Annotated in this window: 13 protein-coding genes; 3 read left to right on the top strand and 10 right to left on the bottom strand. The window is 35.5% G+C overall.

Annotation, left to right across the window (positions count from 1 at the left end):
• Positions 1-60: 60 nt before the first annotated feature.
• The 5 genes from HGC4_RS10420 to HGC4_RS10400 form a co-directional block, all read right to left on the bottom strand.
• Positions 61-1,314, bottom strand: coding sequence for a PLP-dependent transferase (locus tag HGC4_RS10420; RefSeq protein WP_050710071.1), 1,254 nt, complete (start codon positions 1,312-1,314; stop codon positions 61-63).
• Between the two features lie 105 nt (positions 1,315-1,419).
• The gene (locus tag HGC4_RS10415) at positions 1,420-1,998 is read right to left on the bottom strand and encodes a hypothetical protein (RefSeq protein WP_050710070.1); all 579 of its coding nucleotides are present in this window, start codon (positions 1,996-1,998) and stop codon (positions 1,420-1,422) included.
• Positions 1,999-2,010: 12 nt separating this feature from the next.
• Complete coding sequence (locus HGC4_RS10410; RefSeq protein WP_050710069.1) at positions 2,011-3,507, bottom strand: PKD domain-containing protein; 1,497 nt, start codon at positions 3,505-3,507, stop codon at positions 2,011-2,013.
• A 19-nt stretch (positions 3,508-3,526) separates the two neighbouring features.
• On the bottom strand, positions 3,527-4,111 hold the full coding sequence (locus HGC4_RS10405; RefSeq protein WP_050710068.1) for a hypothetical protein: 585 nt from the start codon (positions 4,109-4,111) through the stop codon (positions 3,527-3,529).
• 540 nt (positions 4,112-4,651) lie between these two features.
• The gene (locus HGC4_RS10400; protein ID WP_050710067.1) at positions 4,652-5,446 is read right to left on the bottom strand and encodes a thymidylate synthase; all 795 of its coding nucleotides are present in this window, start codon (positions 5,444-5,446) and stop codon (positions 4,652-4,654) included.
• A 319-nt stretch (positions 5,447-5,765) separates the two neighbouring features.
• Between HGC4_RS10400 and HGC4_RS10395 the strand changes: the two genes are divergently transcribed.
• The gene (locus HGC4_RS10395) at positions 5,766-6,383 is read left to right on the top strand and encodes a DUF7691 family protein (RefSeq protein ID WP_050710066.1); all 618 of its coding nucleotides are present in this window, start codon (positions 5,766-5,768) and stop codon (positions 6,381-6,383) included.
• On the opposite strand, the gene HGC4_RS10390 is transcribed toward HGC4_RS10395, so the two are convergent.
• The 5 genes from HGC4_RS10390 to HGC4_RS10370 form a co-directional block, all read right to left on the bottom strand.
• Entirely contained in the window at positions 6,380-7,279 is a 900-nt protein-coding gene (locus HGC4_RS10390) for a DMT family transporter (protein ID WP_050710065.1), read from the bottom strand. The genes HGC4_RS10395 and HGC4_RS10390 overlap by 4 nt on opposite strands.
• A gap of 215 nt (positions 7,280-7,494) precedes the next feature.
• Entirely contained in the window at positions 7,495-8,298 is an 804-nt protein-coding gene (locus tag HGC4_RS10385; protein WP_050710064.1) for a DUF4249 domain-containing protein, read from the bottom strand.
• Positions 8,299-8,369: 71 nt separating this feature from the next.
• Positions 8,370-10,694, bottom strand: a complete 2,325-nt coding sequence (locus tag HGC4_RS10380) for a TonB-dependent receptor (protein WP_050710075.1) — start codon at positions 10,692-10,694, stop codon at positions 8,370-8,372.
• A gap of 356 nt (positions 10,695-11,050) precedes the next feature.
• Positions 11,051-12,049 carry a sensor histidine kinase gene (locus tag HGC4_RS10375; protein WP_157258236.1) on the bottom strand — a complete coding sequence of 333 codons (999 nt, stop codon included), beginning with the start codon at positions 12,047-12,049 and terminating at the stop codon, positions 11,051-11,053.
• A gap of 16 nt (positions 12,050-12,065) precedes the next feature.
• A complete protein-coding gene (locus HGC4_RS10370; RefSeq protein ID WP_050710062.1) occupies positions 12,066-12,839 on the bottom strand; it encodes a LytR/AlgR family response regulator transcription factor in 774 nt (257 codons plus the stop codon).
• Between the two features lie 245 nt (positions 12,840-13,084).
• Between HGC4_RS10370 and HGC4_RS10365 the strand changes: the two genes are divergently transcribed.
• Positions 13,085-13,780, top strand: coding sequence for a GDSL-type esterase/lipase family protein (locus HGC4_RS10365; RefSeq protein ID WP_050710061.1), 696 nt, complete (start codon positions 13,085-13,087; stop codon positions 13,778-13,780).
• Positions 13,781-13,948: 168 nt separating this feature from the next.
• Entirely contained in the window at positions 13,949-16,537 is a 2,589-nt protein-coding gene (gene clpB, locus HGC4_RS10360; protein ID WP_050710060.1) for an ATP-dependent chaperone ClpB, read from the top strand.
• The last annotated feature ends 46 nt before the right edge of the window (positions 16,538-16,583 follow it).

The raw sequence follows: 16,583 nt of genomic DNA, 5'->3' as shown, positions 1-16,583 counted from the left end.
GATCATATTTAAATATGATCGGGCTTTTATTTTATAATTAAAAGTGCAAATTAATACACTTCAAAAAGCTAATGCTTGTAGAATATCTTTTTTCAAATCTTCTACATCTTCAATACCAACAGACAAACGCAACAGATTATCTTCAATGCCCATCACTTGCTTCATTTCAGGAGTGAATGTTCCATAAATTGTTGATTCTGGATGTATTATCAAAGTTTTATTATCAAATAAATTGGTAGCTCTGCGGATTACTTTTAATCTGTCCATAAAGCGATAACAATCCTCTTTCGTTGCCAAGTTAAACGTCAACATTGCTCCGGGATTAGAGGGAAATAATCGATCCGAAATTTTCTTATATGGAGAGCTTTCCAATTTGGTATATCCTACCCTTTTCACTTTACTGTTTTCAGAAAGATACAACGCTAAATTATAAGCCGATTGAGACATACGCTCGAAACGAAGTTCGAGAGACTCCATTCCTAAAGCCTGCAAAGAAGCTGTTTCAGAGTCCATACAAGCTCCTATATTACGGGCAATCTCACGCTTTATTTTATACATAAAAGCCGACATAGAGGTATTGTTAGATACTACTTTTGCCAACTTCTTATTTTTCGACCAATCGAATGTTCCATAATCAAGAATAGCACCTCCCACACTGGTTGCACCTCCTGATACATATTTGGTAGTAGAAACAACTTCTATATCTACACCTTGTTTCTTTGCCGAAAATCCACACCAAGGTACAATAGTAGTATCTACAATCAAAGGAACACCTTTGGCTTTAGTTACAGCCGCTATTTTAGGCAGATCAGCTATTTCCATGTGAGGATTAGTAATCAATTCGCAAAAGAAAGCACATGTGTTTTCGTCAATAGCTGCTTCTATTTCTGACAGATTATCAGTATTTACGAAGCGAACTTCTACACCAAATTCAGCTAGAGTAAATTGAAATAAAGAAAAGGTATTGCCAAATAAGTGAGGCGAGGTTACAATATTACTACCTGCATAAGCCAGCGCCATAAATGTATTGGATATTGAAGCCATGCCCGAACTTACAGCCATTACACTTTCGGCTCCCGAAGCAATTTTCATTCTCAACTCCAGATTTTCGACTGTAGGGTTAGATATTCGAGAATAAGTGTGGCTATCAGTTTTATTCTGAAAAGCATTAGCAATAGCTTCCGACGAAGGATATTCAAATGCGGCATTCCGATAGATAGGCATACTTATAGCTCCATGTGCGTCTTCCTTTTTAAACTTAGCACCTATAATACGAGTAGCAAATTTCTCGCTTTGACAATCTTCTAATTCCATAATAACAATACTCTATATGATTTCGATAATCAAAGGTAGTCTATTTACAAATAAGCTGTCCCTTTTTCATAAAATAAATCTAGCTGAATAACAAAATATTTTCTGTTATTTCACTACAAAAACCACATTCATATACGTATCATAATCTGCTTTTTTTACGATCGAATAAGTCATCTTTCCATCGTCCGTAATATTGTTTATTTTCAAGACACTGGTATCATAGTAAGTTATATAGTAATGCAACTGATTAGCATTAGCATAGTGTGGAATCACACTTGGGGCAGTAGGGTTCTTTCCGAGAGGAGTATCAAACTGCTTTTTATATTCAGCATACAAATCTAAAGGCGTTGCAACTACACCCAAATTGGGAGTTGGAATATTAATGGATGGCATATAAAAAAAACGTGTTGCATTCTGGGTCAAACACATCCATTGAGGATCGGTTTCCGTTCCTATGTTTTGAGATACACATTGTTTATCGGTATCATATACTAAAAGCCCATTTGATGGTGCTGGTATGGCTTCCTTATCTAGAGTTGTTAGTCGTGGCAAAAGTACTCCTCTATTGGTACTACTAACTTCTAAAATAGCACTATTATGAGGATTTTCAGTATCAACCCCTATCTGGCAATACGCGAGATTAGAAATCAAAAGAGTTAGTGTAAGTAATATTATTTTATTCATCATTATTCTATTTTAGTTTGGAAGAAGATCGGATCGGATCATTCTATTGGTAACCACTTTACATTCGGCTACAGTATTTGTGATAGTATTTATTTTACTGCTTTCGACTAGTCCATTAACCAAATAAGGAGTTACTCTGATTGTGTACACTCCTTGAGTATTATAAGTATGGCTTTGTTTATAAGTCGTGATGGAACTACTCATATTGTAATCTTTTACGACGGGAGTACCATCACCAAAGTTCCATTCCAAATACGCTATTTGCTGAGTACCACTACCAATAGAAGGAATCTCGACCGAATATTCCGCACTGTTGCCAACACAGACTATTTCTTTTCCTTTTATCGGTTTGATATTAAAGAAAGAAGTAATAAACGGAGGCAATCCTAAGCGAGGCAAACGAGGAGAGATAAATTTATTCGGAACTTCGGCTATTTGAGTACCTCCATTATCCGGGTCCAAAATAATCCATAAAGAAGACTGTTGATTTCCAATAGCATATATCCTATTATCTGGACCAAGCTGCACATTATCTATATTTGCATTCGGCAAAATTCTTGTAAATGGAGCTGATATATTATTAATAGGTTTGATATAAAGCCCTCTATTTCCTCTCTCAATTGCAGTGAAATAAAGATAGTTTCCTGTAGGCGAAAATTCGAGACTGTATAGGTTCTCAAGATAAGTAGAAACAAACTGAAAACTGGAAGCCTTACCTGTAGAAGTGTCAAAGTTCCCTATTGTCAGATAATGATTTGAATCAAATCTGTAATCCGCATGAATAATACGTTTTCCATCAGGTGATATCTTTGTAGTACCTACACCAATACTGCTAGGAGCAATTGTTGGAATCCCCAAATCCATACCAATTTCTGAAATCACGGGAGTAACATTAATTCCGGCAGAAGTTATCAGCCACGCAAATATTTTACTTCTCACACGACTTACTACCCAATAATCTTTTCCATTGGCATGTCCTATTGCCGTTAGGTTTTCGTAAGCATGAGTGATTGGGTACCCCGAACTTCCGAAGGTAAGAGATACGTTTTTTAATACTACTGCTCCCAACCCTCCATCTGCAGACATATTTACTGTTGAATAACAAAGACCCGGAGCTGTATTATTTCGGTCAGGAGCCGTAATAATATAGTATAAAGCAGGGTTATCGGGCACAGGAATTACAATACCCGAATTGGTGGAGGATGGATGCCCCAAAAGTCCTGTACCATTCTGCATAGTAACCAAGTTTTTATTATATACCGTAATACCATCAGACGCAAACAAAAAATTACCATCCTTGTCCGATATCGAAAAACAACCTTCGAAAGTACTTACTGGACCCTGCACAGTACTTGGTACTCCTAAAACATTTCCTAATGAGGTTGATTCTGTATGAGTATTCGAAAAATCAAGCCCTGTGTTAGTTCCAAAATACCAATGGTAAGCCTCTTTTTGGCAGTAAGCTTGCTGAGTAAACACTAGTAATAGTATGAATATTATCTTTTTCATTGTAGTATATTTAATGCACTTATTTTACGACGAATACAACATTGAGAAACGAGTTATAGTCGGCCACTTTAATAATTTCGTAAGTAACCTTCCCGTCATTACTTATATTATTTATTTTAAGAACATTCGCATCGTAATAAGTGATATAATAGTGTAAATCGGTAGCCACAGGGAAATAAGGTATATTGGCAGGTGCACTGGTATTCTTTACCATAGGCGTTGCAAATTGCTTTTTATATTCATTGTATAAATCCAATGGAGTAGCCACAACCCCTAAAGTTTTTGCACTGATGGCTACCGAAGGCATATAAAAGAACCTTGTCTGATTTTGAGCCAAGCAAATCCAGATAGGACTGACTTCTGTTCCTACATTTTGCGACAGACATTGCTTGTCAGTATCATAAACTATCAATCCCGCTGCCGGATTGGTGATGGCTTCTTTAGCTGTAGTACCCATACGAGGCAATAATACTCCTTGATTGTTGGCAGGACTCACGATATCAAGAGCTGCACTTGCATGTGGCGCTTTGGTATTAATACCTACTTGTGAATAGATGGGGCTGAAAAAACCGATTACGATAAGTAATAGAATTATTCTTTTCATTGTTGTATGTGATAAATTAGTTAGTAAATTTTCAGTATAAGAATAAGAAAAGCAGTAGCATGTAATCACTACACACCACTGCTGTACATAGCTATGCCATAGGTAAAGATGTTTTGCAGTGAAGCTTTTGAACGACAACAAAAAAAACAAAATGCTTGCACTACAACCCAGACCAGCTAATCTATGCTTGTTGTATTTATTGGGGAAATATTGTATTTTAGGAAATTTGCTCGTATTGGGAGCCAAAAACAGCGAAAGACAGAAAAATCTGCCTAAAATAAGAAAACAAATGTTTTGTGAATGGGAATGGGTGTTACCTACTAGTCTCTCTCTCTCTCTCTCTCTCTCTCTCTCTCTCTCTCTCTAATATTTCGACGCACATAGGCAAACCTAAATAGTTAAATTTTAGATTATTAATCACCGATATGTTTGTTAAATAATTAGTCATTCCGAACGTAAACAGTTATTACACAATGGCAAATATACTACAAATTTATTAAGAGACAAATCCGATCACCTCAAATTTGTCTCTTAATACTATTATATAGCAACCTCACCTTTAATATGTGGATGCGGATCGTATCCTTCTAATTTGAAGTCTTCGAATTTAAAATCGAATATACTTTTTACATCGGGGTTGATAATCATTTGAGGTAAAGTACGCAATTCGCGTTCCATTTGCATTTTCAACTGATCGATGTGATTTGTATAGATATGAGCATCTCCTAAAGTATGCACAAAATCTCCCGCTTCAAGTCCAGTAACCTGAGCCATCATTTTGAGCAACAAAGCATAAGATGCAATATTGAAAGGTACTCCCAAGAAAATATCAGCACTACGCTGATACAATTGCAAACTTAGTTTACCATCTGCTACATAGAACTGAAAGAATGCATGACAAGGCGGTAAATTCATGTTAGGAATATCAGCTACATTCCAAGCACTTACTATTATACGACGCGAATCGGGATTATTCTTGATTGTGTTTACAACCTCGGTAATCTGATCGATATGTCCTCCGCTATAATCTGGCCACGAACGCCATTGAAATCCATAGATATGTCCAAGATCGCCATTCTCATCAGCCCATTCGTTCCAGATACGTACACCATTATCCTGCAAATATTTAGCATTAGTATCACCCGCTAAAAACCACAGTAGTTCGTAAACGATAGATTTTAAATGTAATTTTTTAGTAGTAAGCATCGGAAAACCATCTGCCATATTATAACGGCTTTGATGCCCAAATACGCTGATAGTACCTGTACCGGTTCTATCTTCTTTTCGAACCCCTTCGGTCAAAACACGCTGTACTAAATCTATATATTGCTTCATCGTTTCGTTAATTAATTAAGGTACCAGACTCATTGATTTATAAGAAAGTATACAACCAGAAACTTTTGATAATTCTAAAGTAATCCATTAAGTACTTTCATTTAATTTCAAATATATTTATTGTCGCATTACAAAGGTAAAACAAACTTTCATTATGACATTTAGAATAGCCGAAAATGAGAAAAAAAACAATAAAACATGCTTTATAAATATGTTCAAAAATAGCATTTTTTTAAATCATTGTCAATAATATATTTCATATATTGCATCCCTTAGCAAAAAATCGAATACTTTTTTAACGCCAAACTTTAATTATATTATGGGATACTGTATATTTTCGTTCGCCGCCGATATTGAACAGGTTAGAAAAGTTTTTGATTCACACGATTCATTATTATTCGATAAGATTCAAGATAATGAAGTGTTTAAAAATTATGCAAGTCAAGATCTAGAGAATCAGGTATCAACCAAAGAAGCTCTTAGACAGATAATACATGGGGAACCTTATAAGAAACATTCTGCACATGCCTACTGGTATGCTCTCATTTCTATTTTCGCTTTTTTGGGACCACAATTACCATACAACCAAGATATAGAGCTAGATAATGAGACTGAAATGATAGATAGTTATCTCAAGTCCGATTTTGGTATCGAAACAACTGTCGCTGAAGTTTTGCTCAACAATTTTCCAGATTTAGGATTACCCGATGTTGCGACCTTTCCTTTAGCCGGAGCAATCTCTCCGAACGAAATACTTTTACTATCTAACGAATTGCAAAAAGTAATATTAACCAATACACAAATAGATATGCTGTGGCGTGCTCAGACAGAAAAAGATGAAACTAAAGCCTTTATCTATAACAGCATCAAGGGATTCAAGGAAAACATTGATTTCTGTAATGAAAATAACCTTAGCCTCATCTCCTTTTGTCATTAATGTACCTTATCGGCAGTCCTTAAAAACGGAATATATTTAAATCTATATTCTGAAATAAACATTGATAGCAATATAAGACCTCCTCCTATAATGGTACGTATTGTAATAGGTTCGCTAATCAATACATAAGCCGCTAATGTTGCAAAAACGGGTTCGCATAGATAAGTAAGTGCTACTTTTTCTTCTTCTATATATTTTTGAGAAACATTTTGTATCCCATACATATAAGCTGTTGCAAAAATTCCGGTAAACAGAACTGCCTTCCATACATTCCAATCCATAGGCAAAGCCATGTGACTAAAATCGACAGTAGCAAAAGCCAACACCGCATATACTATTGTACAAGTATATAATTGCACAATAACCAACAATATAGTTTCTACCTTGTTATTGTATTTTCCAACCATCAACACATAAGCCGCAAAGGCTATTGCACCACCTACAGCATACATATCGCCTCTATTGAAGCCACTACCGGCAGAAGCCATTGCAATTACATACAAACCGGCTAAAGCCATCGTACAGGCAAGCCATGTTTTGGGCTTAATAGATTTGCGAAATACACAAAACTTAAGAATAGGTATCAACAATACGTCCATACCCGAAATAAAAGAAGCATTGGCCGACGATGTATATTGCAAACCAATTGTTTGTAATAAAATAGCCAAAAGCAGAGGTATGCCTACCCATACACCATATTTGATTGTTTGCCAATTTATCTGTTTCAATTGCTTAAAAAACAAGATTGACAACACCAGTGCTGCAAGCAGGAAACGATACATTAAAAATGAAAATGGATGGACGATAGAGATGCCTTCCTTAACAAGTGGGAACGAGATTCCCCAAAAAGCTGTACCTAGAACTAAAAGACCTAAGTAAATTCTACTTTTCTTCATTACTCAAATAATTTAAATTTTACATTAAACTATTAGGGCATGTAAAAACAAAAATTTACAAAAGGTTTGCATATATCCCCGATTCTCTTCCCTAATGTTGGGATACAGCGCGAAAAACCTTATCTGGGGTGCAAAGTTATAACACTTTGATCAAAAAAGCAACCCCTTGCAATAAAAAATTGAAGGGGTTGTTTGTATAAAATGAGATATTAACCTTATTCAGTCCAATCGGCAATTATTGTTTGACGATCGTAAGTATATGCACTAAAATATCCTAAAGCTCCACCTTTAATATTACTTGTAGGATTAGTTTGAGAAGAGCTTATTCTACCCAAAGTTTCAAAGAAAGTAAATGCACCTTTATCTAACAACTGATGCTCTACGGTAATAGTATCGCCTTTCTTTATAGCATCTTCATCACTGCCATTTTCTTTATAAGCAGGGATAATACGGCTCATATAGAAACCCTCACGATCGTCTGTATCTGTTGCATCCTCATCCAGTTTCTTACGTTTGCCATTTATATACAACAGCTCTCTGTAATAATTCTTCGATCCTTTAGGATCTTGAAAGTGAATCATAGGAAATGGATATTTAAACAACGGAATATAATACAACGTAGTGGAATCGATCTTCACAGTATGTGGAGACATTGTAGATGATGCAGTATATTCTTGTCCTTCAACATTCACTTTCAGATTGTAAGTACGTCCGGGAACGCCCAACATATACGATGCTCTATAAATACCATCAGTATCAATCTCTAAAATTTCAGAATTACCCTTATCGTCCGATACAGAAACAATAGCTCCTAAAACTGGATCGAATGTATTATCGGAGTTAAACTCTTTCGACATAGTAAGTCTAACAGTAGGCAATGTATTGGGTGTAATAAGACCTTCTATTACCAGCTTTGGTTCAGCAGAATGAAGATCAACCTCTATTTCTTTCTCACAAGAAGTGAACATAAAAAGTGATACTGCTGCTGCAATTATTGTTATATATTTATTGATATTCATATTTTATTTGAACTTTTATTTATAAAATAGTATGATTATATACTTATCAAATTTATAAGAAGGTATGGAATTTAGAATTTGAAATTCCATGAAACAGATGGTACAAAACGGAACAGGGAGTACTGATATGCCGTAGATTTCGAAGGATCGTCATCATTGGTTCTAAACTCAATCATGTAAGCATTTTCGCGACCATATGCATTGTATAGACTAAATGCTAGTTCTGAGTAGAATTTCTTTGTTTTTTTCAATACACAAGTAGCACCTAAATCTAAACGGTGATAATCGGGAGCTCTGTAACCATTTCTTTCAGTATAATATACAACCTCTTTACCATCTACCTGATATTTTCCACTTGGATAAGTAACCGCATTTCCTGTATAATAAATCCAAGCACCCGAAAGTGTCCATTTCTCATTCAGATTATACACTGCCACCAACGAAATATCATGCGTTCTGTCTTGAACAGCATCGTACCATTTATTATTGTTGATACCATCTATTTGTTTCTCAGATTTTGATAAAGTATAACCAATCCATCCGCTCAATCGTCCAACACGTTTCTTAAACATAAGCTCAATACCATAAGCCCTACCCTTTCCGAATAAAAGCTCTGTCTCTACATCATCATTCGTAAATGTATCTGCATTATCTTTAAAATCAATTTGATTTCTCATATCCTTATAGTACACTTCTGCACTAAATTCAAAAAGATTGTTTGCAAAGTTACGGAAATATCCCAATGTAAACTGATCGGCAATCTGAGGTTTTATATTGTTAGATGTTGATACCCAACGATCGAAAGGTGAAGCAAAGGTTGGGTTAGACAGCAAGTGCATACTTTGAGTAGTACGTGCATATGCTGCTTTTATCGACGACTCATCATTCAACCTATAAGCAGTAGATACACGAGGCTCTAAGTTTAAGTATGTTTTCACAAACTCACCCGTTTTATAAGATACAGTATCAATAACTTCATGATTATCATCTAAGTTATAAAAATCGCCTGCACCTAAAACCGAAAATGCAGATAATCTAAGTCCGTACATTATTTCGAGACGATCAGTAGCTTTAAGTGTGTTTGATGCATAAATACCATTTTCCCATGTATATCTATTTTTCAAATGTTTAGAAACGCCTTTATCTTCCGACACATCGAATTTTCCGGGAGCCATATCATGATAGGTTGTATGAAGTCCGAATTTCCAAGTAGATTTTTGACTCTGTTGAAAAGAAAACTCTTGTTTCAATGCATAATCATTTATTAGAGACGATATACGCAAATCCTGATTCATATCCACAGCTACATTGTATGCATATCTGTTGTAAATTAAAGCAGTCGAAGAATTCCATTTGTGATTCATTATACGAGTCCACTTTACAGTCCCAACCGTATTACCCCAGTCTGTATCAACCACATCAGATATTCCCAATTTATCTTTACCCGAGTAACCTGTAAATGTCAAACGGTCTTTATCGGAAAGCTGAAAATTCAACTTCATATTTAAGTCATAAAAATACAAGGTTGTATTCTTGATATCTTCCGACCCCAATGCACGAGCTATCACATCAGCATAAGTACGTCTAGCTCCTATTACAAAGCTCGATTTTCCTTTTTTGATAGGACCTTCCACATTCAATTTAGAAGAAATAAGACCTAAGCCTCCACTCATATGATAGTCTTGATTATCACCATCACGCATTTGAACATCCAGAATCGAAGATAAACGCTCGCCATATTGTGCAGGTAAAGCACCTTTATATAAGGTAACATCTCTTACCATATCTGAGTTAAACGCCGAGAAGAAACCCATCAAGTGAGAGGCATTATATACACCTACATTGTCAAGCAACACTAGATTCTGGTCAGAACTACCTCCACGAACATAAAAACCCGTTCCGCCTTCTCCTGCCGATTTAACACCTGGCATCAATTGTATAGCTTTTACAACATCACGCTCACCAAATAATACAGGTAATTGATTTATTTCCTGAATACTCATTTTCTCAACACCGGTTTGTACGCCTGCAACATTCTCATCTACTCTTCGCGATGAAACTACCACTTCGTTCAAATCGATAGAGGACGATTCAAGAGATATATTCTCTACAATATCTTTGGTTAAAGAAATCTTCACTTTTTTATCTTCATAACCTACGTATCTAACAATCAAAGAATAGTTTCCCTTGGGTAGAGTGATCTTGTACTCACCATTATTGTTAGTAAAAACGCCCGTTGCAGATTTTTCAAGTACTCCGACAGGCACTCCTGCAAGAGCCTCTTTTGTCTTTTCGTCTACAATCTTGCCTTGTACAGTATAGTTTTGTGCGATTGCCGAGATTGGCAATAAAAATAATAGGATAAACCCAAAACTTAGCCTAAAAAACTTGCTCATATAGTAATTAAAATTAGATGTCATTCTATCGTCAGAAATTCTTTCGGAGCCGCAAAGATATTAAAAGACTAACTTTTAATAGCTAAATTACGTTAAACTCTCGCATTTTGTTTATAAATATAATTGATATAATCAATGTGTCACCTTATTGCTCTCGCAAGAAATAATATATAACCATAACGTAACAACTGGGATACCTCTGAAAAATTGGTATGCTTTTACTTTTAAATAAAATCCAGATTAAGAAGTTACCTTTCTATTTCTTCTACAAAAGAATAACAAATAAACCTAACTTTAAAGAGATTATCGACGAACTACATTATTTACAGGACAAGCTGCGAAATTTCTATGTTATTTTATAGATATGGAATTTTCACAACAAACTGGCTTGTAGTCTTCGAAACCTCTATTTCTTTACCATATAATGTATACTGTTTTTGCAGATTGCTCAATCCATGCCCACTCTCTTCTACATTAAGACGCGGTTGCATGTTATTTGTTACTTCTATACATTCTGAAGTTATGTTTACCTCTACAAGAAGAGGTCTATCGACAGATACAACATTGTGCTTTATTGCATTTTCAATCAATAACTGAATACTCACAGGTATTACCTGTTTTTGTATCTCTCGGTTTCCCGTTATATTTATTTCCAAAGCATCTTCAAATCTTATCAACAACAAATAAAGATAAGATTCAACAAAAGATATTTCATCCTTCACCAATACGCTTTTCTGAGTATTGGTAGACAAAAAGTATCGATACACGTTCGATAACTTCTTAGTATATATATTTGCTCTTTGAGGATCTTCGAATATCAACGAGGATAAAACATTCAGACTATTGAATAAAAAATGCGGATGTACCTGAGTTTTTAAAGTAGAGTACAAATACTCTATTTTTTCCTTCTCTATGACAGCAATGTGTTTTTGAGATTCTAATTGACGTTGATTATAAAAAAACAACTCAAGCACAAGAATTATGAAGGAATTGCCCAATACCAATATAATAAGAGATGGAAGCTCGGGATAAACTGCCTCTTCAAAAAACAAATTTCCAAACACATAATTAAGCAGAAAAGAATATGTACAAGCAAAAATAAGAGACACAAATAACTCAAAACTAACACGTATGTATATATTGTCTTTGTATTTGAAATACTTATTTGATGTATGAACAATCAATAGGCTTACAAATGCCATAATTAACACAAAAGGTAGGTCAGAAATAAGTCCCTTATAAAAACTCTCGTCATCCAGTCCGGTCATGACATAATATATCCACTCAAACAAGAATTCAAAAGAAGCAATAATGATTATAAAAATTATAATATTGCCTTTTTTACTGTTTCCCATAACCCATTTCTTTTTATTATACAATTCCATCAATCCACTTCAAAAAGTCAGCAACCCGTATTCTACTAACCAGAACTTCATGAGGACATTCGGGCTGAAAGGAAAGTTTGAGACGGCTATTAAAATACTTAGATATATCGCGTATTGCCTTTATATTGGTGATGCAATTACGTGAAGCCCGAAAGAAAATCGATTTTTCGAGAAGTTTCTCCAATTCATCCAAAGTATAATCTATAATATAGCGTTTGTTATCAAACGAATGTAGAAAGACAGCCTTATCTTCACTATAAAAAAACGCAATATCCTTTGCTTCAATATAAAAATAAGAATCTCCCCTTTGAATAAGAAAACGGCTCTTTACCTTTTGAGTTATTACTTCTCCCAACTGTTTATAATCAAAAGAAGTTTGTTTCGACTGATAGAATTGCTCATATTTTATCAAAGCATCTCTCAAATCGTTTTCTTCAATGGGTTTCAATAAATAATCAATACTATTCAATTTAAAAGCTTGCACCGCATGCTCATCATAAGCAGTAGTAAAAATAACAGGGGTAGAAACCGAAACATGATTAAATATTTCGAAGCAGTCTCCATCCGCCAACCGTATATCCAATAAAATAAGATCTACCTTATGATTTCGAAGAAAAGAGATTGTTTGTTCAACAGTCTCCGCTCGTTCCGAGAAAATGTATTCGGGTCTCAATTTGCTTACCATTCGCTTTAGCTCCTCGTATGCCAATCGTTCATCTTCTACTATCAGATACTTTATATGTTGTTGGGGCTGAATCATATCAAAATAAATATACAATTTAGACTCAAAGGTATGACATTATAGATATTATCTGGAGATAACCCTCCTATTTCAGATAAACTTTAATATTTTGAAGATCAATTTTACAATATCTATACTAATCTTAAAAACTTCAAGAGTAAATAGAATCTAAAAAAGATCTGATCCTGCTTTTTTCTTCTCATTAGTCGAAATCTTGTAATCATATTTTTCTACCTTTATCAGCGATAAAAAATGAATTAAAGATGAGATCGATACTACAAAAGGCACTTTTCTATTCTACCTTATTTTTCACAACAATAACAGCTACCGCACAAAACAAAAATTGGGCAAATACAAATCGTTATCAAGCTAATAACAAAGAACTCATGGAATCTACGAAGCAAATAGACGCAGTTTTTATAGGAAATTCTATTACCGAAAACTGGGTGGGCTTAGACCGCGATTTTTTCATCAACAATAATTATATCGGGCGAGGTATAAGCGGACAAACAAGTTCACAAATTCTGCTCAGAATGAGAGAAGATGTTATTAAACTAAAACCCCGTCTGGTTGTTATAAATGCAGGCACAAATGATATTGCCGAAGGTGCAGATACATATAATCCTGAAATTACTTTGGGAAACATAATTTCGATGATTCAATTGGCACAAGCTAATAACATAAAAGTTGTTCTGGGATTACTTTTACCAACTAAGCAATACAGATGGAGTCCTGATATTCCAGATGTAGCTAATAAAGTTATAGATCTCAATGCCATAATAATAAATTATGCTGATGCAAACAGCATTCCGTATATCGATTATCACTCGGCACTTAAAGACAAAGACAATGGTTTGGATGTAAAATACGGAGACGATGGGGTTCATCCAAAAATAAAAGGATACCACATTATGGAACCTTTGGCTAAAGAAGCTATTGACAAAGCATTACAACAATAAGACAGTAACAATGCAAAATATAGTTGAAGCATAGCCTTATAAGGTTATGCTTTTTCATTTTAGAATCGCTACTACTGACATTTTGACACAAAACAAGCAATGGCAAATTATTTGCAGAATAGCTACTAAAATAGAATACAAACGAAATAAAGAAAGGAGATATAATATATGAATTTCAATAACTTTACTATTAAATCTCAAGAAACTTTACAAAAAGCAATTGAGATCGTAAGAGAGAGAAATCAACAAGCAGTAGAAACTAGCCACATACTATTATCTGCTATTTTAACAGGCGATAATATTGTGAATTTTCTCTTTCAAAAACAAGGAGTAAATCCTCAGAACCTAACTATTCTTCTCGAAAGACAAATAGAATCCTATCCAAAGGTGATGGGAGGCGAACCCTATTTGAGCAGAGAGAGTAATGCGGCACTACAAAAAGCATCTGATTTAGCAAAAAAAATGGACGATCAGTATGTATCAATAGAACATATTCTATTAGGAATACTTGCAGAAAAGAGCACCGCTTCTCAGATAATGAAAGATGCAGGCATTACTGAAAACGGATTGCAGCAAGCTATTATAGAATTAAGAAAAGGCAGCAAGGTAGATAGCCAATCGGCAGAAGACACTTATCAGTCACTCGAAAAATTTGCAATCAACTTAACTCAAAGAGCCAGAGATGGCAAACTCGATCCTGTGATTGGTCGTGACGAAGAAATCCGTCGCGTATTGCAGATATTAAGCCGCCGTACTAAAAACAATCCTATCCTTATAGGCGAACCTGGTACAGGTAAAACAGCCATAGCCGAAGGATTAGCCTATCGGATTATCCGTGGCGATGTGCCCGAAAACTTAAAAAGTAAACAAATCTATTCACTAGATATGGGTGCTTTAATAGCAGGCGCTAAATATAAAGGAGAATTTGAAGAACGTCTTAAATCTGTTGTAAACGAAGTAACCAAAGCCGAAGGCGAAATCATCCTTTTCATCGACGAAATACACACTCTTGTAGGAGCAGGTAAAGGTGAAGGAGCAATGGATGCTGCCAATATTTTAAAACCGGCTTTAGCTCGTGGCGAATTACGCTCTATCGGTGCAACAACTTTAGACGAATATCAAAAATATTTCGAAAAAGATAAAGCACTCGAACGTCGTTTCCAAATTGTAATGGTAGACGAACCAAGCGAATTAGATACTATCTCTATCCTTAGGGGATTGAAAGAGAAGTACGAAAACCATCATCAGGTACGTATCAAAGACGAGGCTATTATTTCGGCAGTTCAGCTGTCGAGCCGTTATATAACCGATCGTTTTTTACCAGACAAAGCTATCGACTTGATGGACGAAGCTGCTGCTAAACTACGTATGGAGGTTGACTCTGTACCTGAAGAATTAGACGAAAAAAGCCGCCGTATCAAACAATTAGAAATTGAACGTGAAGCTATCAAACGCGAAAACGACAAAGATAAAGAAGCTCAACTTAGCAAAGAAATCAGCCTTCTGAAAGAAGAGGAAAAAGATTTAAGAGCCAAATGGCAATCCGAAAAGGATGTCATTAATAAGATTCAGCACAACAAGATAGAGATTGAAGACGCTAAGTTTCAAGCAGACAAAGCCGAACGCGAAGGAGATTACGGAAAGGTAGCTGAATTACGATATGGTAAAATAAAGGAACTCGAAAACGAAATAGACAAATTACAGTCTCAACTACACGGTATGCAAGGAAGCACTGCAATGGTAAAAGAAGAAGTAGATGCTTTTGACATAGCCGATGTAGTATCTCGCTGGACTGGCATACCTGTCAACAAGATGCTACAAAGCGAACGCGAGAAATTGCTACATCTGGAAGACGAGCTTCACGAACGAGTAGTTGGTCAAGATGAAGCTATTATAGGGATCTCGAATGCTATTCGTCGTAGTCGTGCAGGCTTACAAGACCCTAAACGCCCCATAGGATCATTTATCTTTTTGGGTACAACTGGAGTCGGTAAAACCGAGTTAGCAAAGGCATTAGCTGAGTTTCTATTCGACGATGAAAATATGATGACCCGTATCGACATGAGCGAGTATCAAGAAAAATTCAGCGCAACTCGTCTGATTGGAGCGCCTCCCGGATATGTCGGATATGACGAAGGCGGACAATTGACTGAGGCTATTCGCCGTAAACCATACTCGGTAGTACTGTTCGATGAGATCGAAAAAGCACATCCAGATGTATTTAACATCTTACTACAAGTATTGGATGACGGACGTTTGACTGACAATAAAGGACGTGTAGTTAATTTCAAGAATACAATTATCATCATGACCTCAAATATGGGATCGGGATTAATCAGAGAAAACTTTGCAACAATCACTCCCGAAAATCACGATGAAGTTGTAGAGACTACTAAGAAAGAAGTCTTAAGTATGTTGAAAGCCAATATTCGTCCAGAGTTTTTGAATCGTATTGACGAGATAATCATGTTTGAGCCTTTAACTGAAAAAGATATCGAAAAGGTAGTCAAGATTCAATTGGAAGGTCTTGTAAAACTCCTTAAAGGCAACGGTGTTAGACTTGAATTTTCGGACGAAGCTATATCATGGATTGCTCACAAAGGATACGATCCTGAGTTCGGAGCCCGTCCTGTGAAACGTGTAATACAACGTCAGGTACTTGACACTCTGTCTAAGCGATTATTGGCTCAGTCAGTAGATAAGTCAAACCCTATCACTGTAGATATAAAAGATGGTGAATTAGAGTTCCGAAATTAAAAGAACTATATATATTACAAACAGCACTTCTCTGTTTTCCAGAGAA

This window comes from Dysgonomonas sp. HGC4, from assembly GCF_001261715.1.
Lineage (GTDB): Bacteria > Bacteroidota > Bacteroidia > Bacteroidales > Dysgonomonadaceae > Dysgonomonas_A.
This window is presented reverse-complemented; position numbering and strand designations above follow the sequence as displayed.